This is a genomic window from Niallia sp. FSL W8-0951, assembly GCF_038006525.1.
In the GTDB taxonomy this organism is placed as follows: domain Bacteria; phylum Bacillota; class Bacilli; order Bacillales; family Cytobacillaceae; genus Niallia; species Niallia circulans.
Window position 1 is genome coordinate 101,214 of sequence record NZ_JBBOVK010000001.1, and the last position, 22,098, is coordinate 123,311.

Annotated in this window: 19 protein-coding genes; 14 read left to right on the forward strand and 5 right to left on the reverse strand. The window is 34.3% G+C overall.

Annotated features, from left to right (window positions below; genetic code table 11):
• Positions 1 to 229 precede the first annotated feature (229 nt).
• Positions 230 to 976: a YjbA family protein gene (locus NSS71_RS00490; protein ID WP_047942457.1), complete on the forward strand. Its 747-nt coding sequence runs from the start codon at positions 230 to 232 to the stop codon at positions 974 to 976.
• Positions 977 to 1,491: 515 nt separating this feature from the next.
• Here NSS71_RS00490 and trpS read toward each other — a convergent pair.
• Positions 1,492 to 2,481, reverse strand: a complete 990-nt coding sequence (trpS, locus tag NSS71_RS00495) for a tryptophan--tRNA ligase (protein WP_341151177.1) — start codon at positions 2,479 to 2,481, stop codon at positions 1,492 to 1,494.
• A 672-nt stretch (positions 2,482 to 3,153) separates the two neighbouring features.
• On the opposite strand from trpS, the gene NSS71_RS00500 reads away from it, so the two are divergent.
• The 12 genes from NSS71_RS00500 (at position 3,154) to pepF (ending at position 18,129) form a co-directional block, all read left to right on the forward strand.
• Positions 3,154 to 4,767 carry a peptide ABC transporter substrate-binding protein gene (locus NSS71_RS00500; protein WP_341151178.1) on the forward strand — a complete coding sequence of 538 codons (1,614 nt, stop codon included), beginning with the start codon at positions 3,154 to 3,156 and terminating at the stop codon, positions 4,765 to 4,767.
• A gap of 191 nt (positions 4,768 to 4,958) precedes the next feature.
• Positions 4,959 to 5,894, forward strand: coding sequence for an ABC transporter permease (locus NSS71_RS00505; protein ID WP_047942453.1), 936 nt, complete (start codon positions 4,959 to 4,961; stop codon positions 5,892 to 5,894).
• Between the two features lie 2 nt (positions 5,895 to 5,896).
• The gene (locus tag NSS71_RS00510) at positions 5,897 to 6,814 is read left to right on the forward strand and encodes an ABC transporter permease (RefSeq protein ID WP_047942451.1); all 918 of its coding nucleotides are present in this window, start codon (positions 5,897 to 5,899) and stop codon (positions 6,812 to 6,814) included.
• A gap of 12 nt (positions 6,815 to 6,826) precedes the next feature.
• A complete protein-coding gene (locus tag NSS71_RS00515; protein WP_061797449.1) occupies positions 6,827 to 7,894 on the forward strand; it encodes an ABC transporter ATP-binding protein in 1,068 nt (355 codons plus the stop codon).
• 1 nt (position 7,895) lies between these two features.
• A complete protein-coding gene (locus tag NSS71_RS00520) occupies positions 7,896 to 8,822 on the forward strand; it encodes an ABC transporter ATP-binding protein (protein ID WP_047942448.1) in 927 nt (308 codons plus the stop codon).
• Positions 8,823 to 8,997: 175 nt separating this feature from the next.
• Positions 8,998 to 10,203 (forward strand): putative glycoside hydrolase, encoded by a 1,206-nt coding sequence (locus NSS71_RS00525; RefSeq protein ID WP_047942447.1) that lies wholly within the window; start codon positions 8,998 to 9,000, stop codon positions 10,201 to 10,203.
• Positions 10,204 to 10,208: 5 nt separating this feature from the next.
• Positions 10,209 to 10,784: a GNAT family N-acetyltransferase gene (locus tag NSS71_RS00530; RefSeq protein ID WP_061797445.1), complete on the forward strand. Its 576-nt coding sequence runs from the start codon at positions 10,209 to 10,211 to the stop codon at positions 10,782 to 10,784.
• Positions 10,785 to 11,368: 584 nt separating this feature from the next.
• On the forward strand, positions 11,369 to 11,764 hold the full coding sequence (spxA, locus tag NSS71_RS00535; protein WP_016204317.1) for a transcriptional regulator SpxA: 396 nt from the start codon (positions 11,369 to 11,371) through the stop codon (positions 11,762 to 11,764).
• A gap of 518 nt (positions 11,765 to 12,282) precedes the next feature.
• A complete protein-coding gene (gene mecA / locus NSS71_RS00540) occupies positions 12,283 to 12,945 on the forward strand; it encodes an adaptor protein MecA (protein WP_047942445.1) in 663 nt (220 codons plus the stop codon).
• 294 nt (positions 12,946 to 13,239) lie between these two features.
• Positions 13,240 to 14,757 carry a cardiolipin synthase gene (cls, locus tag NSS71_RS00545; protein ID WP_047942536.1) on the forward strand — a complete coding sequence of 506 codons (1,518 nt, stop codon included), beginning with the start codon at positions 13,240 to 13,242 and terminating at the stop codon, positions 14,755 to 14,757.
• 199 nt (positions 14,758 to 14,956) lie between these two features.
• The gene (locus tag NSS71_RS00550) at positions 14,957 to 16,126 is read left to right on the forward strand and encodes a competence protein CoiA (protein ID WP_341151179.1); all 1,170 of its coding nucleotides are present in this window, start codon (positions 14,957 to 14,959) and stop codon (positions 16,124 to 16,126) included.
• Positions 16,127 to 16,305: 179 nt separating this feature from the next.
• Entirely contained in the window at positions 16,306 to 18,129 is a 1,824-nt protein-coding gene (gene pepF, locus NSS71_RS00555) for an oligoendopeptidase F (RefSeq protein ID WP_047942535.1), read from the forward strand.
• 332 nt (positions 18,130 to 18,461) lie between these two features.
• Here pepF and NSS71_RS00560 read toward each other — a convergent pair whose 3' ends face one another.
• The 4 genes from NSS71_RS00560 to NSS71_RS00575 form a co-directional block, all read right to left on the reverse strand.
• Entirely contained in the window at positions 18,462 to 19,334 is an 873-nt protein-coding gene (locus NSS71_RS00560; protein ID WP_047942441.1) for a ClpXP adapter SpxH family protein, read from the reverse strand.
• On the reverse strand, positions 19,334 to 19,741 hold the full coding sequence (locus NSS71_RS00565; RefSeq protein WP_047942439.1) for a globin domain-containing protein: 408 nt from the start codon (positions 19,739 to 19,741) through the stop codon (positions 19,334 to 19,336). The genes NSS71_RS00560 and NSS71_RS00565 overlap by 1 nt, the downstream gene beginning before the upstream one ends.
• Before the next feature lie 106 nt (positions 19,742 to 19,847).
• On the reverse strand, positions 19,848 to 20,474 hold the full coding sequence (locus tag NSS71_RS00570) for a lytic transglycosylase domain-containing protein (RefSeq protein WP_047942438.1): 627 nt from the start codon (positions 20,472 to 20,474) through the stop codon (positions 19,848 to 19,850).
• A gap of 159 nt (positions 20,475 to 20,633) precedes the next feature.
• Complete coding sequence (locus NSS71_RS00575; RefSeq protein ID WP_047942437.1) at positions 20,634 to 21,221, reverse strand: CYTH domain-containing protein; 588 nt, start codon at positions 21,219 to 21,221, stop codon at positions 20,634 to 20,636.
• Between the two features lie 491 nt (positions 21,222 to 21,712).
• Here NSS71_RS00575 and NSS71_RS00580 point away from each other — a divergent pair, with 491 nt between their 5' ends.
• Positions 21,713 to 22,081 (forward strand): UPF0738 family protein, encoded by a 369-nt coding sequence (locus NSS71_RS00580; RefSeq protein WP_061797435.1) that lies wholly within the window; start codon positions 21,713 to 21,715, stop codon positions 22,079 to 22,081.
• Positions 22,082 to 22,098: the final 17 nt, after the last annotated feature.

The window sequence follows — 22,098 nt, forward strand, 5'->3', positions numbered from 1 at the left end:
ATGAATCCGAAACTAACCTAGTAAAAAAAGAATCGTTCCATTTAAGGATGAACTTTGGCAATATATTTAAAGAGAAAAATGATATTCCGCTATTTATATGTCTATTACTAGAAAACTGGAAGGCAAAGAGAAAATCGTATGAAAAAAATAATCCTTTGAAAATAGGAATAAATTTACTAAGCTCTGACAATACTTATGGACAAACAGTTGTTGAAGTGAGGGATAAAATATGCAGTATCTTCATGATGTTTGGGTAAATTGGTTTGAAGGGGAAGAAAACGGATATAATGTATGTCACTTTCATGAATGGAGAAAAGATGATGGTGTTGAATTATTGGACCAAGTCCCACTTTTGAAAGTAGATTCATGCTTATATAATTACATAGAAAATGACTTGGCAGAAATACCGCGACAATTATTAGAAGAGATTTATCAGAAGGCATATCTACGAAAGAATCATGAACGAATTCAATTGGATTATTGTTTTGTTGTTTCTGATGGGATTGGTCTGTTAGTAGTAGATACAATCGGATACTCTGTTCCAATTCGAAAAAGCCGAATGATACCTAGACAAGAACAATTGGCTTATGAATTGCTTGAAAATCAAGAAACGATTTATTATAACTTTCAAAACACCGAAGAGAAAAAAGAGTTCCATATTCTATCACCTGATCCTCATGTGATGAATGGATTAACGAGAAAAGAAAGACAATTAAAGCAATTATTGTTTATGGCATTAGATCAATTACATTCTTCTGAAAATGTAGCAGAAGTTCGTTATTGGTACACAGAATGGAGCCCAGAACGCTATTTTGAGATTCAGCATTTAGATTTTGAACATGCGTGGAATGAACTATATGAGTGTACAAAATACGGATGGTCTAAAAAGCATGAACAGTTTTGTGAGAATATTATAAAAGGTCAGCCTTTTTTTGAAAAACTCTGGGAAATGGAGCATGGCCCGAAAGTAAATTAATAGTAACCAATTAAATAAAATGAATAGGATAAAAAAGCCAGAGTCTCAAGTATCCTAGCACTAAGTTAAACCCAAACAATTTGAGGAGATACCAAGTATATTTCCTGTGATTGTTTGGGTTTTATTCCCTTTTTAGAAGGGGGATCGTTAGGAGGACACTCAACTCCTGCGGGAAGTAGAGCAAAGCCTAAGACCCTACAGGCTTAGGTTGCTCCCCGGCGCATAGAGTGTCTGTAGCGTAATGGAACGAATTGGTTTCCCTACTAATTTAGAGATTGTTCGTCATTATTCATTAATTATTTTGTTATGTCCTACTCTCTTCTGCGAATTTTTATCAGGATAAGGTAACAGAGAGGGCTGCTCTGTTATAAAGATAAATTCACCTCGATATTAATTTTTCTCACACCTCTCATAACCCCGTGTAAACTGTAATTCCCCATCTGAAATCTTCACCCTGCTTGATTTGAAGCATAAAAAAACGATGGAGTTAGCCATCGTTTTGATAAGGGAGGAGCTTAACGTCGTTTCCGTCCTAATCCCATTGCATTTTCCATTTTTTTAATCATTTTCCCTGCCACTTTATTTGCTTTTGCCGCACCTTCGTCTAAAATGTCATCTAATTCCGTTGAATTCATTAGCTCATTGTATTTTTCCTGAATTGGTTTTAATGCATCCACTACAACGTTGGCTAAGTCAGACTTGAAATCTCCATATCCTTTTCCTTCGTACTTCTCTTCAAGGCTTTGGATACTTTCCCCTGAAAGAATAGAATAAATAGATAAAAGGTTGGAAACCCCTGGTTTATTCTCTCTATCGAATTTAACGATACCTTCAGAGTCTGTTACCGCACTTTTAATCTTCTTCGTAATCTGTGCTTGCTCGTCCAATAAAGTGATGGTTGCCTTATTATTTGTATCAGATTTACTCATTTTCTTTGTAGGATCCTGTAAGGACATAATGCGAGCTCCTACTTTTGGAATGCGTACTTCAGGAATTGTAAGAATATCATTATATTTTTTATTAAAACGCTCGGCTAGATCACGAGTTAATTCTAGATGTTGTTTTTGATCTTCTCCAACTGGAACAATATCTGTACTATATAGAAGGATGTCTGCAGCCATTAATGGTGGATAGGTTAATAATGCAGCAGAAACAGCATCTTTACCAGTTGATTTGTCTTTGAATTGTGTCATTCTTTCTAATTCGCCAATATAAGAAATACACTGCATCAACCAAGCTCCTTGGGCATGGGCTGGTACTTCTGATTGAATAAATAAAGTCGCTTTATTAGGGTCGATTCCTACAGCTAAGTACAGAGCTGCTAAGCTGCGAATATTGTTTCGAAGTACCATGCGATCTTGAGGCACTGTAATGGCATGTTGATCCACAATACAGAAGAAACAATTGTATTCATCTTGCAGCTCCACGAATTGACTTAATGCACCTATATAATTCCCTAATGTAATGGTGCCGCTTGGTTGAATCCCAGAAAAGATAGTTTTCATCAAATACTTCCTCCAATATGTATTCTAGACCCCTGATTAGTTTATGGATGTTTCTAATCAAGCGGTTTATTCTATTTAATAGTTTATTTTAGAGCCATGTTTATCTGCAAGAGAAACAGTTTTCTTCAAGCAAATACGTTAGTACTGTTAAAAATAGAATCTAGAAACTTAATTATCAATATCATTATTATAACCATTTTAGCATGATTAGTTGAGATGCAAAGGCTGTTTTCTTAAAGTTTGACAAATTTTAAGAAAAAAGAATGGATGCAACTAATGATGCAAGGAATAATTTTGAATTCTGATAAATTTATATTAATATAATTATTCTGTAGATTTATATATTTCAGATTTGTTTTTATTCTACAAAATTCTACAAAATTCTTGCGTGTTGAATAATCCAACTATATAATTGTCATTGCGAATGGATTAGATAGTAATATTTCAGACTATTTAAAAACATGTAAGAATACATAAATAATTTGTAATGAATGAAAAATTATTCCTATATAATATTTTGTGCGTTTTACCGTGCTGCTATTTTAATTGGAAACGGTCATTTATTCTAATTGACTGACTATTTAGGAAATGACTGCTTGTGTATTCTGAGGTTTAGAGTGGGAAAGCTATTTTCGAAGTTCCATTTGAGGAAATTATTAAGGGGGTAATTACATGAGAAAAAGAATGCTTGTACTAATGAGCTTAGTGCTTATAATCAGTGCTTTTCTTGCTGCATGTGGTAATAACAAAGGTGGTAGTGATAAATCATCACAAAATCTTCGTTTAAATATTGTTTCAGAACCACCAACATTACATCCAGCATTAGCTACAGATTCAACATCTGGTGGAGTGTTAATTCAAACTTTTGAAGGGTTAACTCGAATTGATAAAGATGGAGTTCCGCAGCCAGCTATGGCAGATAAAGTCGATATATCAGATGATCAGTTAACTTACACGTTCAAAATCCGCGAAGATGCAAAATGGACAAACGGTGATCCAGTAACAGCAGCAGACTTTGAATATGCCTGGAAATGGGCAATTGATCCTCAAAACCAATCACAGTATGCTTATCAACTATATGCCATTAAAGGTGCTGAAGCAGCAAATAATGGTAAAGGTAGTCTTGATGATGTTGCTATTAAAACAGTAAATGAAAAAACGTTAGAAGTAACCTTGGTAAACCCAACGCCATATTTCTTACAATTGCTAGCTTTCTATACTTATTTCCCAGTTAATAAAAACGTTGCAGAAGCAAATCCAGATTGGTATAAAAATGCTGGAGATGATTATGTAACGAATGGTCCTTTCAAAATGACGGAATGGAATCATAGTGAGTCTATCCTTTTAGAAAAGAACGAAGACTATTGGGATGCAGACAAGGTTAAATTAGAAACAGTAGAAATGACAATGGTAGAAGATCCAACAACAGAATTAAGCATGTTTGATAACGATGAATTAGATTGGGCTGGCTTACCTTTTGGTGCATTACCTACTGATTCTATTAAAGCTTTAAACGATAAAGGTGACCTAAATATCAAAGCGATAGCAGGTACTTATTGGTATAAATTTAATACAAAAGAAAAGCCATTTAACAATGAAAATATTCGTAAAGCTTTAACATATGCGATAGATCGTAAAGCAATTGTTGAGCAAATTACTCAAGGTGGACAAATTCCAGCAACGGCAGTTGTTCCTCCAACCATGTTTTCAGAAAACGAAAAAGGTTATTTTAAAGATAATGATATCAAAGTAGCAAAAGCAGCTCTGGAAAAAGGTTTAAAAGAGGAAGGCTATGCTAGTGTAAAAGACTTACCAAAAATCACATTATCATATAATACCGGTGAAGCACATGCTAAGATTGCACAAGCGGTTCAAGATATGTGGAAGAAAAATCTTGGAATTAATGTTGAGCTAGATAATGAAGAATGGCAAGTTTATCTAGAGAAAATTGATTCTGGTGACTACCAGGTTGGACGTATGTCATGGTCTGGTGACTATAATGATGCATTTAATTTCCTAGAATTATACCGTGATGCAAACGGAGGAAATAATGATACTGGGTGGGAAAATCCTGAATACAAAAAACTTCTTGATGCTTCACAAAAAGAAACAGATGAGGCAAAACGCAAACAATTATTACAAGATGCAGAAACTATTTTAATGAACGAACTTCCAATTGCACCTGTTTATTTCTATACAAATACATGGGTACAAAAAGATAATCTAAAAGATGTAGTCATTTCAGGTTTAGGGGAAGCACAGTTAAAATGGGCACATTTTGAATAATACAATAGTTGGCTTTGTTCATTCATCATACTATAGGAAATTCGAACTTTAATTTTTTATGAAAGTACAAAGCTAAAGAGAAAAAAGAGGCTGCCTTATTTAACGAGTGATACTTTCTAAGTAAGCTCGTTTCCTAGGGCATCCTCTTCCTTGCTAATTGGCATTGGTTTAGAAAAAATGGAGGTAAAACCATGATAAAGTACTTAACAAAACGTTTGCTGTTTATGGCGCTATCCTTATGGTTAATCATAACAGCTACGTTTTTCTTCATGAGGATGGCACCAGGTAACCCATTTACATCGGAAAAGAAAATGCCGCCTGCAATCGAAGCAAATTTAAACGCCCATTATGGACTTGATCAGCCTTGGTATGTCCAATATGGAGAGTATTTGCTAAGAGTTGTTCAATGGGATTTTGGTCCATCTTTTAAATATAAGAGCCAAACGGTGAATCAATTAATCAATGAAGGATTCCCGGTATCATTAGTCTTGGGCGTAGAAGCAATTTTTATCGCTTTAGCCATTGGTGTTACATTAGGGGTAATTGCTGCTTTAAGACATAATAAATGGCAAGATTATCTGGCGATGATTGTCGCAGTATTAGGAATATCAGTACCTTCGTTTATTATGGCAGCTTTTCTGCAATATATTTTCGCGATGAAGCTGGGGATATTCCCTGTAGCAAGATGGGGAACATTTATGCAAAGTGTCCTGCCTGCAATCGCATTAGCAGCTGGACCAACAGCATTTATTGCTCGTTTAACTAGATCTTCAATGTTAGAAGTGTTAAGCAATGATTATATTAAAACGGCAAAAGCAAAAGGAATAAGCGGCTTTAATATTACTGTAAAGCACGCCATCCGCAATGCGATTCTTCCCGTTGTTTCATACATGGGGCCCTTATCGGCGGGAATTGTTACAGGTAGTTTTGTTATTGAGAAAATCTTCGGTATTCCAGGTCTCGGATCACAGTTTGTCAAAAGTATAAATAACCGTGATTATACAGCGATTATGGGAGTAACTGTTTTCTATAGTATTATCCTGTTAGTATCTGTTCTTCTTGTCGACTTATTGTACGGATTAATAGATCCTCGAATTAAACTATCGGGCGGGAAGAAAGGAGCGTAAAGATGCAAGAAATTTCGAAAGATAAATTTGAAATAGTTGGCAATAGCAGCATAGAGTCAGAGAAAATATCCAAAGCAAGTTTGTCGTTTTGGAAAGATGTTTTTACTCGTTTTAAGAAAAATAAGCTTGCGGTTTTTGGACTTGTTCTTTTAATTCTTTTAATTGTTATGTCTTTAATAGGGCCGTTATTAACTCCGTACAATTATTATGAGAATGATTATACAAAAACGAATCAGCCTCCAAGTGCTGAACATTATTTTGGCACAGATGACCTTGGCCGAGATATGTTTGCTCGAATTTGGTATGGTGCGAAAATATCGTTATTTATTGGGGTAGCGGCAGCCTTGATTGATTTAGTTATCGGCGTAATCTGGGGAGGGATTGCAGGTTATAAAGGTGGAAAAACCGATGAAGTAATGATGCGTATAGCGGATGTATTATATGGTATTCCTTACCTTTTACTAGTAATTCTTTTAATGGTTGTTCTTGGCCAGGGAATATGGACGATGATTCTGGCAATGAGTATAACTGGTTGGATTAATATGGCGAGAATGGTCCGTGGACAAGTATTATCCTTAAAGAGCCAAGAATATATTCTTGCTTCCAGAACGTTAGGAGCAAGTGTATCAAGAATTATGAGCAAACATTTAGTCCCAAATGCAATGGGGCCAATTCTTGTGACATTAACTTTAACTGTACCTAATGCTATTTTTACAGAGGCATTTTTAAGCTATCTTGGTTTAGGATTAACTCCTCCATTAGCCAGCTGGGGAACGATGGCCAATGATGGAATCGGAGCACTGCAATATTATCCATGGCGATTATTTTTCCCTGCACTGTTTATATGTTTAACAATATTTGCCTTTAATGTTATTGGCGATGGAATCCGAGATGCTCTTGATCCAAGACTACGTAAGTAAGGAGTGAGATACATGGAAAAATTATTAGAAGTAAAGGATTTACAAGTCTCATTCCATACGTATGGAGGAGAAGTGCAGGCAGTTCGTGGAGTATCCTTTGATTTATACAAAGGGGAAACATTAGCTATTGTTGGTGAATCCGGATCAGGTAAAAGTGTTACGTCCCAAACATTAATGAAATTAATCCCGATGCCTCCTGGCCATATTAAAGCAGGACAAATTTTATTTAATGGAGAAGATATTGTTCAAAAAACGGATAAAGAGATGGAAAGTATCCGTGGGAAGGAAATGAGTATGATCTTCCAAGATCCTATGACATCTTTGAATCCGACTATGCGTATTGGTACACAAATCATGGAAGTACTGATAAAACATCAGCAAATGAACAAGGAAAAGGCAAAAAAGAAAGCTGTTGAATTGTTAAGCTTAGTTGGAATTCCTAAACCAGAGAAAAGGGTGGATCAATATCCGCATGAATTTTCTGGTGGGATGAGACAACGTGCGATGATTGCCATTGCTTTAGCTGCTAACCCACATCTATTAATTGCAGATGAACCAACAACAGCTTTAGATGTTACGATTCAAGCGCAAATTTTAGATTTAATGAAAGATTTGCAAGAGAAAATGAATACGAGTATTATCTTCATTACCCATGATTTAGGGGTAGTCGCAAATGTGGCTGATCGTGTTGCTGTAATGTATGCTGGTCAAATTGTTGAAATGGGAACAGTTGATGAAATATTCTACGATCCAAGACATCCTTATACATGGGGGCTTCTTGCATCTATGCCAAGTTTAGACAATGATAATGAAGATGAGCTTGCTGCTATTCCGGGAACACCTCCAGATTTAACGAATCCTCCTATAGGAGATGCATTTGCTGCGAGAAATCCATACGCATTAGCAATTGATTTTGAACAAGAGCCGCCAGTGTATCAAGTGTCTGAAACACATTTTGTGAAATCATGGTTACTGCATCCGAATGCGCCGGCAGTAGAACCACCAGCTTCAGTTAAAGAAAGAATAAGAACGTTACCCTCTAACTTTGAAACACCAGTATTAGTAAAGGGGGATAAATAAATTGAAAGAAAAGTTATTAGAAATAAAAAATCTGAAGCAATATTTCAATGTTGATACTCCTAATGTTGTCAAAGCAGTAGATGATATTACCTTTGATATTTTCAAAGGAGAGACATTAGGTTTGGTAGGCGAATCTGGTTGTGGAAAATCGACAACTGGCAGAACGATTATCCGCCTCTATGATGCAACAGGCGGTCAAGTTTTATTTAATGGAGAAGATGTTCATGGAAGAAAATCAAGGGCAGAATTAAAGAGATTTAATCGTAAAATGCAAATGATATTCCAAGATCCATATGCTTCTTTAAATCCTCGAATGACCGTTGCTGATATAATTGCAGAAGGCATTGATATTCACGGTTTAGCGAAAAACAAAAAAGAGAGAATGGAAAAAGTATATGAGCTGCTTCATACAGTTGGTTTAAATAAAGAGCATGCCAATCGTTATCCGCATGAGTTCTCAGGCGGACAAAGACAAAGAATTGGAATTGCACGTGCATTAGCTGTAGATCCAGACTTTATCATTGCAGATGAACCAATCTCTGCATTAGATGTTTCCATTCAAGCACAGGTTGTAAACTTGATGAAGAGGCTTCAAAAGGAAAAGGGGCTTACCTATCTATTTATTGCCCATGATTTATCCATGGTGAAATATATTAGTGATCGTATTGGTGTGATGTATTTCGGAAAATTAGTGGAAATAGCGCCTGCAGATGAATTATACAATAATCCGATTCACCCATATACACAGTCGTTATTATCAGCGATTCCTCTGCCAGATCCAGAAACAGAGCGAACAAGAAAAAGGACGGTTTATGATCCAGCAGTTCATCAATATCAAGAGGGTGAAGAGCTTAAAATGAGAGAAATTAAACCAGGACATTTTGTTTATTGCTCTGAAAGTGAATATAAAAAATATAAAGCACAATGAGAATAAGTAAATTCCAAGCCGACAATCCTTGATTGTCGGCTTTTTAGAATGGATGCCTACGTACAGTTGGAAATTGCTAGATTATGCTTGTTTGTGTTTGTTACAATAAAAGGGATACATCATGGATAGAGTCTCAATAGATAATAGATACTGTATGTAGATGGGAGTTTTCACGATGAAAAAGAAAATATTATCCATTGGATTAAGCATATATTTGTTGATTCCCAATATCGCATTTGCAAAAGGGGAAAAGATAATTCCTAAACATCCAACTAAACAAGTGAAAATTATGGTAAAGCATTTACCAGCTTCTTTACCTAGAATGAAGACTAATTTCGATTTTACTTACCCGGATGCTGTGAGGGGGATTTATGTAAACAGTCATTCCATTGAAGGAAACAAATGGAGTCAATTAATGGAATTAGTGAAAACAACAGATTTGAATGCTATGGTTATTGATTATAAAGAAGATCATGGTAATTTGACTTTTATGCCGGAAGCGGATTCACCTTATAGAGAAATTGGCAGCCAATCGATAAAAAATATGACAAAGCTTTTAGAGGAGCTTGAAAAGGAGAAAATTTATCCGATTGCGCGAATTGTTGTCTTTAAAGATTCTGTATTGGCTAAGGAAAAGCCCGAATGGTCTTTTGTCCAAGGAGAGAAGGTTTGGACGAATGGGAGAGGGGAAGCGTTTGTTAACCCGTTTGAAAAAAAGGTCTGGGATTATAACATTAATATTGCTATCGAGGCAGCAAAAATGGGGTTTCAAGAGATACAGTTTGATTATGTGCGTTTTCCAGAAGGATTTGAAAATAAAGGAGATATACTAAACTATACGAAAGGAGATTATCGTAAATTAGATAAGAGTGAAGGGGAGAAACGAGTAGAAGCAGTTACGGACTTTGTTCAATATGCAAAAGAAAAATTAGAGCCATATAATGTGAAGGTTTCTGTTGATATATTTGGATATACAGCAACCTTAGAAGAAGCTCCTGGAATTGGCCAGAATTTTTCAAAAATAAGCAAACATGTCGATGTTATTTCTTCTATGATTTATCCAAGTCACTGGACAAATTATTTTGGGATTGAAAAGCCAGATTTATTCCCCTATGAACTTGTAAGGGAGTATATTAAAGTAGAAAAGCAAAAATTAAATCAATTAGAGAATCCACCTATTTCAAGACCATGGCTACAGGATTTTACAGCTGCCTGGCTGGGCAAAGATAATTATCAAGTATATGGAAAAGAAGAGGTTCAAAAACAAATTGAAGCTTTGAATGATCAAGGAGTTAATGAGTTTTTATTATGGAATGCTGGGAATAATTATACAAAGAATGTCGATTATACACCGAAAAATAAAGAGAATAAAGGAGATTAAATTAGATGCATTGGTATGATAAGTTAAATCAATATTTCCCTGTGGAAGAAATGAAATCACAAGAACATATGGAAGCATTACTCAAGGACTTTCCAGAATATTATCATAAGGATGAAGGAAAGTATCATGTGTTAATGTATGTGGAAGCAGAGGATTTTGTTTTTGTCGATTATTTATTTGTCTCTGACAAAGCAAGAGGACAGGGGCTTGGTCATCAATTAGTGGAAAAGCTGAAAGAAAAGGGAAAACCTATTATTTTGGAAGTGGAACCGATAAATTATAAAGATAGTGATACTCAAAAAAGACTGAAATTTTATCAGCGTGAAGGGTTTAAGCATGCAACTTCTATTGGTTATAAACGTTTATCGTTAGCAACTAGGGAAGTGAATGCAATGGAAATTCTCTACTGGGCTCCTAATAATGAAGGAGAAGAGGTTGTTTATCAAGCATTGGTAAGAACGTATAATAAAATTCACACCTATAAAGATTTCCAATTTTACGGAGAATCGTATGAACCAGTCGATGAAGTAGTTCAATTAAATATGGAACAAAAACGAAAAAATTTATTCGATGAAATTTGATTAAAGTGTAATAAAACAGCTACCCTCAAGGTGACAGCCCTCCTACAAAATGAGCGGTCACCTTGTAACGAAGATAACTGCTGACGATAAGCTGCCATATATAAAGAAGAGTTTTATTAAAATTTTTTTATATTTTCATTAAAATCTGCTTAATTGAGAATATATAGGGGTTTAATAGAAAGAAATAATGGGTATATAATCAGAAAATATATATTTAGAACAAATATTTTAACAGATGAGATAATTTTTTGAAACTTTTTTGGTTTTCAAACGTCTATAAGGATAAGTAACAAAATAACTGAAGGATTCGTACTTTCATAACGAGTTTTTCTTACATAAAGGAGGAGAATCACAGCAATTACCTTAATTAGTAGCAGCTTATATACAGAAATTAATGATACTTGTGGATAAATTTTTTAAAACATATACCATAAAGCAAACAATTAGTGTATAATAATTAATATAAATTACTTGATTGAATTAATTATAATTTAAGAATTATCAAGAAGATAACTCAAGTTATTTATAATCATAATGAATGTAGTTAATTACATGTCTAAATAAAGGGAGCGTGAATTTGTAAAATGGTAACATTATACACTTCACCAAGTTGTACATCCTGCAGAAAAGCAAAAGCATGGTTAGAGGAACATGAAATTGCTTATAAAGAAAGAAATATATTTTCTGAACCGCTTTCTATTGAGGAAATTAAAGAAATTCTTCGTATGACGGAAGATGGAACAGATGAAATTATTTCAACAAGAAGTAAAACTTTTCAAAAGTTAAATGTGAATTTAGAAACAATGCCATTACAAGATTTGTTTGGTATTATTCAAAATAATCCAGGTCTATTAAGACGTCCTATAATCATTGACGAAAAAAGACTACAAGTAGGATACAATGAAGATGAAATTCGCAGATTCTTACCAAGAAAAGTTCGTACTTTCCAGTTAAGAGAAGCACAAAGATTAGTTAACTAATTAGGAACAAAGTATAAAAAATCTGACATAAGGCGGCACTAAATGAAAATTTAGTACCGTTCAGTCAGGTTTTTCTTTTTTATATAGTAATTAAGAAAAAACAGAGGCATTCCTATTGCTTAAGGTAGAAACCAATCTAACTTGATTAGATAGTCTGGTTAAAGTGTTAGTAATTGCCTGGACTTTTTAGTTTGAAATAATTTCTATGAGGTAATACTACTAAATATAACGGTACAGGAATATGGTATTAAAAGAACTAATTACTGAGTTTAAATAAGGCTTCATTTATTTAGATAATTGAAAATTGTGAATGCTTTTGAATAGGCATTTAATGGTTTTTTCCATTCCCAAGATATTTTAATTCCATTTATACTGCTTTTGTCATAAAATATAAAGTACAAGGTACAATACAAGGAAAAATAAAAATTTTATTTCAGAAAATTTACTTGTAAGAAATAAAACAATCTGTATGGGGGTCTCTTGTCCCTTCCATCATAGTCTGAAGGGAGTGTTAGCGTATGGAAATTGAAAGAATTAATGATCATACAGTAAAGTTTTATATTTCGTATATTGATATAGAAGAACGTGGATTTAAGCGTGAGGAGATTTGGTATAATCGGGAACGCAGTGAAGAATTGTTTTGGGAAATGATGGATGAAGTACATCAAGAGGAAGACTTCATATTTGATGGACCATTATGGATTCAAGTTCAAGCTCTAGAAAAAGGGTTGGAAATCTTGGTTACAAAAGCACAGCTTTCGAAAGACGGACAGAAATTTGAAATTTCTATTCCAGAGGATAAGCTAAAGGATTTACCAATTGATGAACGTTTTGAAGATTTAATGGATCAGCACTTTACGATTAAAGAGGGAGAAGAAGAGTTCGATGAAAGTCTCGAGTTCCTCTTAACGTTTAATGACTTTGAGGATATTATTTCTTTATCCAAGATGCAAGGGCTGGAAGGAATCGATACAAAACTTTATAACTACAATGGGAAATATTACTTATTTGTCCAATTTCTTGATGAAGAAATTGCAGAAGAGGAAGTAGAAAATGCATTAAGTATTTTACTTGAATATGCTCAAGAAGATTCTAAAATGACCATTCATGTTCTTCAAGAATATGGTAAAGTTATTATTGAGAATGAAGTCTTTATGGAATTAAGAAAGTACTTTCACTAAATTATTAGCAGTTCTAATCATATACAAAAAAATTAAAGAAGCTCTACAATGTTTGGCCGTGTCCATTCATTGTAGAGTTTCTTTGCATATTATGAGAAAAATAATCCTTCAGAATTAATAGAAACCTCTTTAAGAAAGGACAAATTTTTAATATAAATAGAATAGTTTCTTCCCTAATAAATTGATCATGGAGCATCTGTGGAGTAATTTATGGTAATTATGGGTATATATATAGGAATAAAGAGATAACTCTAAGCTTAATGTAAGTAAATTGGGAGAATGGCGGTGTCTATTATGAATCATACTGCTAGGTTAGGCTTATTTTTTATCGTAGCAGCTCTTTTTGTTTATGTGTTTAATATATTTTTCTCTATACAGGGAGGAATTTACGGACAATTAAGTTTAGTGATCAGTTTATCAGTTGTTTTTATCGGTTTGGTTATTTTCTTTGAAAATCGACATCCCACACAAACATTAACCTGGTTAATAGTCTTGGGGAGTTTTCCAATTATCGGGTTTGTCTTTTATCTATTCTTTGGCAGAAACTATCGAAAAGAAAGAATTTACCGTAAAAAATATTTTCTAGATAAAGAAGCATTTCTGAAGATTGAACAAGAAATTGGTTCTAGAAGAGAAGAAAAGAGAAAGATACTCGATGGACATCAACGCAACTTATTTCACCTAGCTGAGAAACTTGGAAATACACCTATTTCCTTCGGTACCTCAACAGAGGTATTAACTGATGGAGAGGAAACATTTTCAGCTATTTTGAAAGAACTGAAGAAAGCAAAACATCATATTCACTTAGAATATTACATTGTAAGAGATGATGCCATTGGTCAGGAGATAAAGGATATATTAGTCGAAAAAGCAAGAGCTGGGGTCCAGGTGCGATTTTTATATGATGCAGTTGGTTCTTGGAAGCTGTCAAAAAAATTTTGTGTAGAGATGAAAGAGGCAGGGATTGAAGTTATCGCTTTTGGTCCAGTTAAAATGCCTTTTTTTAATAGTAAATTTAATTTCAGAAACCATCGTAAAATTATCATAATTGATGGCAATATTGGTTTTGTCGGCGGTCTTAATATTGGCGACGAATATTTGGGAAGAAATCCTTCGATCGGGTACTGGAGGGATACTCATTTATTGGTAAAAGGAAATGCTGTTAGATCCTTACAATTAATTTTTCTGCAAGATTGGTTCTATATGACAAACCATAGCTTTTTGACAGAGGAATATTTAACGCCTATTTCTGAGGAAAACTCGCATGGTGGGGTACAGTTGATTGCGGGGGGACCTGACAATGAATGGAGCGTCATCAAAAGTATCTTTTTTAGTATGATTACTACGGCAAAAGAATCGATTTGGATTGCTACCCCTTACTTTATTCCAGATGAAGATATATTTTCTGCTATTAAAATTGCTTCATTAAGTGGTGTAGATGTGCGTATTCTCGTTCCTAGTAAACCGGATAAAAGAATTGTTTTCCATGCTTCCCGCTCTTATTTCCCAGAGTTACTAGAATCCGGCGTCAGGGTCTTTGAATATAACCGCGGATTTATGCATAGTAAAATTATTATTGTAGATGGAGAAATTGCCTCCATCGGGACATGCAATATGGATATGAGAAGCTTTCATTTAAATTTTGAAGTTAGCGCATTTTTATATAAAACAAGAAGTACGGAAAAGCTTGTAAAAGACTTTCTGGAAGATATAAATCAATCAATCGAATTAGAAGAAGAGACCTTTAATAAGAGACATTATGGCTATAGAATGCTTGAATCGACTTCAAGATTATTATCACCTTTATTATAAAGTGGTTTTGATTTTATATAAAGAGCACGTATTTATTCATTACTTATTTGAAGGTAATGGGCAAAAACGAGCTCTTTTTTCGTATGGTTACATGTTCTATAAAAAAGAAGGAAAATTCAAATAAGAAGAAAGTTTAAGAAGGGATTCTAAGAATAAACAAGAATAAGTATAGAATAAATCGAAAAGGAGGAAATTTATTTTGTTTACAGCCATAACAGAAGCTGGCGAAATAATCAACTTGTTCACTAGGAAGGAGAAAGATGATTTAAAATGCTTACGGCAAACTCCATTATATTGTCCAGAATGTAAAGGACGTGTTCTCTTAAAAATGGGAGAAAAAAAGATAACACATTTTGCCCATGAAAGGAAAGCATGTTGTTCAAGTAATGGAGAGGCGGAGTCTACTTATCATTTACAAGGAAAGTTGCAATTATATCAAAAATTAGCTGAATTGAATCTTCACCCCCAAGTAGAGCCTTATTATCCAGAAATAAAGCAGCGGGCAGATATTAGTTTTGTCTTTCATAAGAAGCAGTATGTGATTGAATATCAATGTGCTAAGATTTCTCCACAGTTAATAAAGAAACGTACAGAAGGTTATCGAAAAGTAAATATTCATCCTATTTGGATTATCGGCTTTTGTCATTTAAAGAAGTGGAATCCAGTCAAATTGAAACTTTCTACATTTATTTATCAGTTTTTCATCTTATACCACAAACAATATCTTCTGCCATCTTATTGTCCATATGACCGGGCATTTTATTTGATTCAAAACCCAATACCAATATCCATCTCCCAATTCTTTGTGACTACTTTTTGCTATCCTTTAGTAAAAATAGAGGGAAAGCCGCCTCTAATTCCCAGAAAAAAATGGCATTTTACTTATTGGCGAGAGATTATTCATCGGCAAAAAACAAAGGATATACATTACCAAACAAATGATCAATTTTTAAAAGAGTTGTATGTTCATGATCTGCATCCTCATTTCTTACCTCCATTTATTGGAATCCCTTTAAAGGAAGGGTTTCTCCTCGAAACAGCACCATTATATTGGCAGGCTACTATTTTTCTTGATAGCTTTAAAGAAGAGATGAAAATATACCCCCTTCAAAAGATTTATGTGAATTTCCATAAGAGAATCGATAGTAGACAAATTAAAATAAGAGATTTTCCTTTTATAAGCGAGGCAGACTGGAGAAAAGCGGTTAAACAATATTTACACATTCTGGTGGAACTGAAGGTTATAGAGGAAGTAAAACCTCATTTTTATCGGATGCTTTATAAGAAGAAAATCAGAAATTATGAAATACAGGAACAAGAAGAAGCAATGTTCTATAAACAATTAAAAAAATTGGTTAATAAGCAATAAAGATAAATGAAATAACATAAAATACATATGCTAATGTATATGTAGAAAAATTGTTCATGCATTAAAATCGGAAATAGATCGAAAATTTGGTAGAATAAGAAGGAATTGGTTTGGAAATCGGAGAATATTTAATAATGTTTATTTTCGAATTCCGAAATAAAAAGAGTGGAGGATGGAATATGTCAGCAGAAACAGGAGTAAAAAAATTACCACTGCGTAATGAAGTTCCAGTAGAAGATACTTGGAGATTAGAGGATATATTTGCAAGTGATGAAGAATGGGATAAAGAATTTGAAGAAGTAAAGAAATTATCTCAAAAAGCAACAGAGTATCAAGGGAAGCTTTCCGAAAGTGCAGATGTTCTTTATGAAGCTTTGCAATATCAAGATGAGCTTTTATCAAGACTTGGGAAATTATATACATATGCACATATGCGTTATGATCAAGATACGACTAATAGCTTCTATCAAGGCGTAGACGGACGTATTAAAAGTTTATATGCACATGCTGCAAGTGCGTTAGCTTATATGGTTCCGGAATTATTATCCATTGATGAAAAAGTTATCAATGCTTATTTAGAAGAAAATAATGAATTGAAGCTGTATAAGAAGGCTTTAGAAGAAATCAATTTACAAAGACCACATGTGTTAAATGCTGAACAGGAAGCTCTGCTTGCACAAGCATCAGAGGTATTAGATTCTTCTAGCAATACATTTGGGATGCTGAATAATGCCGATTTGGAGTTTCCAAGCATTAAGGATGAAAACGGAGAAGAAGTAGAAGTTACACATGGTCGTTATTCTCGCTTTCTGGAAAGTGCAGATCAACGTGTACGCCGCGATGCATTTATGGCTGTCTATGATACTTATGGCAAATTTAGAAATACATTTGCTTCCACATTGAGTGGAGAAGTAAAAAGTCATACATTTAATGCGAAAATAAGAAACTATAATTCGCCACGACATGCTGCACTGGCTGCTAATAATATTCCAGAACAAGTGTATGAAAATCTAGTGGAAACGATTAATAAGAATTTACCATTATTACATCGTTATGTGAAATTGCGTAAAAAAGTCCTTGGCCTAGAAAAACTGCATATGTATGACTTATATACACCACTAGTAAAAGACGTAAAAATGGAAATTCCTTATGAAGAAGCGAAAGAATTAGTAATAAAGGGCTTGGCTCCACTTGGTGAGGAATATGCGTCTATCTTAAAAGAAGGCTTTGAAAACCGCTGGGTGGATGTACATGAGAATAAAGGGAAAAGAAGTGGTGCTTATTCTTCTGGATCCTATGGAACCAATCCATATATTTTAATGAACTGGCAGGATAATGTAAACAATCTATTTACGTTAGCACATGAATTCGGGCATTCTGTGCACAGCTATTATACAAGAAAATCACAGCCATATCCTTATGGTAATTATTCCATCTTTGTTGCAGAGGTAGCCTCTACTTGCAATGAATCCTTATTGAACGATTACTTGCTAAAAACAATAACTGACAAACAAAAGCGTCTATATTTATTGAATCATTTCTTAGAGGGCTTCCGTGGTACGGTATTCCGTCAAACGATGTTTGCTGAATTTGAACAATTAATTCATGAAAAAGCAAGTAATAATGAGCCATTAACTGCTGATTTACTGACAAAGGAATACTATGCTTTAAATCAGAAGTATTTTGGGGAAGAAGATATTATTATTGATGAGGAAATTGGCTTAGAGTGGTCAAGAATTCCGCATTTCTACTATAATTTCTATGTATATCAATATGCAACTGGCTATAGTGCTGCAACAGCATTAAGTAAACAAATATTAGAAGAGGGGACACCGGCAGTGGAACGATATATTGAGTTCTTAAAGGCTGGAAGTTCTGATTATCCAATTGAAGTACTTAAAAAAGCTGGAGTGGATATGACAAGCAAAACGCCAATCGAAGAGGCATGCCAAGTTTTTGAAGAAAAATTGAATGAGATGGAAAGCTTATTAAACGAAATTTAATTGACTTAAGAATAGTAAAGCGTGTGTTAGAGGAAAACTCTATTACACGCTTTTTTTCGTTTGCGATCAGTCTGAATTTATGAAGATTTTGTGAACATCATCCCAGTTGTATTGCAGAATATAATTAAATTATGATACTATTTAGTTGTGAAGTTAATCACAAACAAACTTATACCCCTTTGTTTGACCGTGAAAAATTTCTCCCATCCCCTTTGTTCGTAAAAGTAAAAAAGGCCTTGCCTTGAGACAGCAAGTCCTTTTTTATTTTTTTCGTCTTTTCAATAATAAAAAAATAGACATGGCATCTTTATAGATTACCACATCCCCCAGTTTTAACCGATATATTTCCAAAATACCCCATATTTAGCTGGTATTTGTTCTACTAGTTGTCGTAATTGCAATTTCTTCATTTCTTTTTCAATTTCTTGAATGGATTTATTATAAACAACAGATAATTCCTTTGATGCAACAAGTTTAAAGCATTCTAAAAAGTTTTCTAGTGGAGGTGGAGCTGCTTTTTCTGGCTGAATCTGCAGCATTTCCTCGATAATTTGTACATATACCTCATATGGATAGTAACCAGTAACTTTTATGCCTTCGTCTTCAATATTCTCATTAAAGAAGACTAATGTTGGTATTTCATTTACTTCCATTTCCCGTGTAATTTTTAAATCACATTGAAAAGCTTTAGCTGCACTATTTGAATGAATATCTGATATAAATTCTATTACATCGATTCCTACACTTTTAGCACAGGACTTAAGAACTTCAAAGGTAGCAATATTCTTTTTCTCTAGAAATAATAGTTCTTGTAATTTTCGCAAGAATTTCATCCCAGATTTCCGACCCTGCAATTCTGCTGCTTTAAGTGCAATGGAAGGTAGGTGTGGGGAAACGATAGGGTTATCAAACCATAAAGAACCATCACATGACATTCCTGAACGGCTAGCGGTTTTTTCCCAAAACTCGGCAATATTCGCATGCTTGCTCTTCTTACTGCAATTTAAGGAAGATAGTCTACCGCTTAATACATGTTTAAGGGAGAAATACCGTCCATATTCAATCTGCAATTTTTTCATAATAGGCTCAAGCGCCCAGCATTCAGGACAGAGTGGGTCGATAAACATATATATTTCGAGTGGTTTTCTATCTTGGCAATTGTCATCAGCTGTTTTCGGCTTGGATATAGAAATGTCTTTTTCCATCACGTGTTATCACCTTTTTTAGTTTCAATTTCCTCCGAATTAACCATATGTTTTGCTGTCAGCACGAGTCTTGAAAAAATCTCTTCTCGTATTTCGCTATCTAAGTCTACTTCTTCCATGGCTTCATCCATACAAGATAACCATGCCAAGGCGCGCTTTTCTGTTATTGGAAAAGGTAAATGTCTCGCTCTCAGCATTGGATGTCCATGTTCATTAGAGTAAAGAGGTGGACCACCTAAAAATTGTGTAAGAAATTGTTTTTGCTTACGAGCAGTTTCTGTTAAATCTTTTGGGAAGATAGGAGCTAGGTCAGGATGTTGACCAACACGATTGTAGAATGCATCTACAAGTTTATTTAATGTGGCTTCACCAATTTTTTCATAAGGTGTCGACATTTTCTCGACCATATTTAAAACTCCTTTAGCGTTCTTTTATAGCAGTACTTTAACTATATTGTAACAATCGATATTTCATTGTACAAATAAATAGCTTGTAAACAGGTCGAGAGGGAAATTATGCCGTATAATGCTGCGTTACTTTAGCTACATAATTCTGTGTTTCCTTAAAGGGCGGAATGCCACCATATTTATCCACATTACCAGGTCCAGCATTGTAGGCTGCTAAAGCAAGTTCAACATTTCCGTTATATTTATCTAACATTTGTTTTAAGTATTTGCTGCCACCCATAATATTGTCTAATGGGTTAAAAACATTTTGCACACCTAATGATGTTGCTGTGCTCGGCATTAGCTGCATTAATCCAGATGCCCCGGCATAGCTTGTTGCATTAGGATTGAAATTGGATTCCACTTTGATAACAGAGCTGATTAATTTTTCCGGTAAGTTATATTTTTCAGCTGCTGCTTTAATCATTTCATCGAAATCAGAAGTGGTAGTTGCCGATGAAGAAGACAGCTTTGTTAAACTTAATGGCATAAGAGAACCAGTACTTGCTAAGCCTAATGGTATGGAGGCTGCTCCTAGTGTATTATTTTCAATTGAATCCGTTAATTTTGTTTCGGATGATAACATATTACTCAGAAAATCTTGGAAGAGGGTAGATGAACTACCGGTGTTTTGTGAATTTAAACCTTGTAAAGCTTGGAGTTCAAGCATTACCTTAAACTGATCAATTTTCATTGCTTTCCTCCATTTACGAAAAATAAGACATTTGCAATTAAGTAACAACACTTTTGCAGTGAACAAAATAGAAGCAATAAAGTGGGGGAGAAACTTTATTGCTGGGTACAATGGTGTAGAATAATCTAGCAAATTAATCGTATTTTTTAATATACTAAATTACTTCTGTTTATATTTTTCTTCATAAAATCTACGTACTTTGTTTTTGGTTTTTCGAACGGGAATTTTTAAGGTGGCTAATAGCTCCTGAAAGTAAATTTCTCCTTCTTCCCGATTGCTTACTTCATATTCTAACTCATAATCTTCTTTTTTTAAATAGAAACTATGGTCCAAAACTAGTAAACCATTTCCAATTTGTTTTTCTGCCCTAATTGTTCGTAGGCTTCCAAAATATATAATAGATGCAGGATCAATGTTCATGTTTCTTAACAAACTAGAAATTTGCTCATCATTTATTTTCCCAGTAGAGAAAATATCATCGCTTTCCGCTTTGGAAAGAGTTTTATTTGTTTCTAGAAGCCCGTCTGGATGAGGTTGCTTTAATGTTAATTCATATTCTGCCTTTTTTTTACGAATTCTAAGTGCGGAGTGATTAGCTTTTAAAGCAAAATCACTTGTATCAAAATAATGATTTTCTTGTTCAAATAAATCTTCCTTTCCCACTTGAAAATGGGTTAGGAGCAGTTCATATTCTTCTTTTGTTAACATATTTTTAAATTCGATTTCAATGTTTTGATTTTTAGACATATATAGATCCTTTCTTAAACCTTCTTGTCTATTATTATAATAGGAGATAGAGAAACAAGCTATGTTCGTGTTTCCATTATCTCAGTCGTTAGTCCTCCAGTTTGTACACTGCTGACAAGGCGCTTCCGCTTTTCTATCTGTCTAGCTGCAGCGCCTAGCGGTTAGCAAATTTCAGACTACCTCCCTACGATAAGTCAACATCGATTCGCTGACGCTTATCGTGTTTCCATTATCTCAGTCGCTAGTCCTCTAGTTTGTACACCGCTGACAAGGCGCTTCCGCTTTTCTATCTGTCTAGCTGCAGCGCTTAGCGGTTAGCAAACTTCAGACTACCTCCCTACGATAAGTCAACATCGATTCGCTGACGCTTATCGTGTTTCCATTATCTCAGTCGCTAGTCCTCCAGTTTGTACACCGCTGACAAGGCGCTTCCGCTTTTCTATGATAATTCTTGTGGTTGTGGTAAAATATGCATAGTTGGAGGGTGAATAATGAAACAAAAATGGCAGATTAAAGAGACGATTAAAAAGGAAAATGAACTAGTATTTCAACTGCAAGAGGATGTCAATTTAGAAAATGCGAAGGCATGTGGTCAAATACTTGTTGATTCTGATGCTCTTGCGTTTATATATTTACTTGAAAAGGAAAATGAATATGTTTATCTAGAAATTCCGGAAAGCGTATGGAAGGATTGTAAACAGGCGTTAGAGTCAAATAGTTCATTTTTTGTAAAAGATGAGAAGGGGCATTTATTGCTTGAAAACTTCAAAGAGGAATTAGAATATTTAATTGAGAATATTCGAGGAAATGGAAATTATGGAGAGGATATGGAAAAAGGAGTTTCATCCGTTTTTCTATAATGATTTGTTAGATTGAA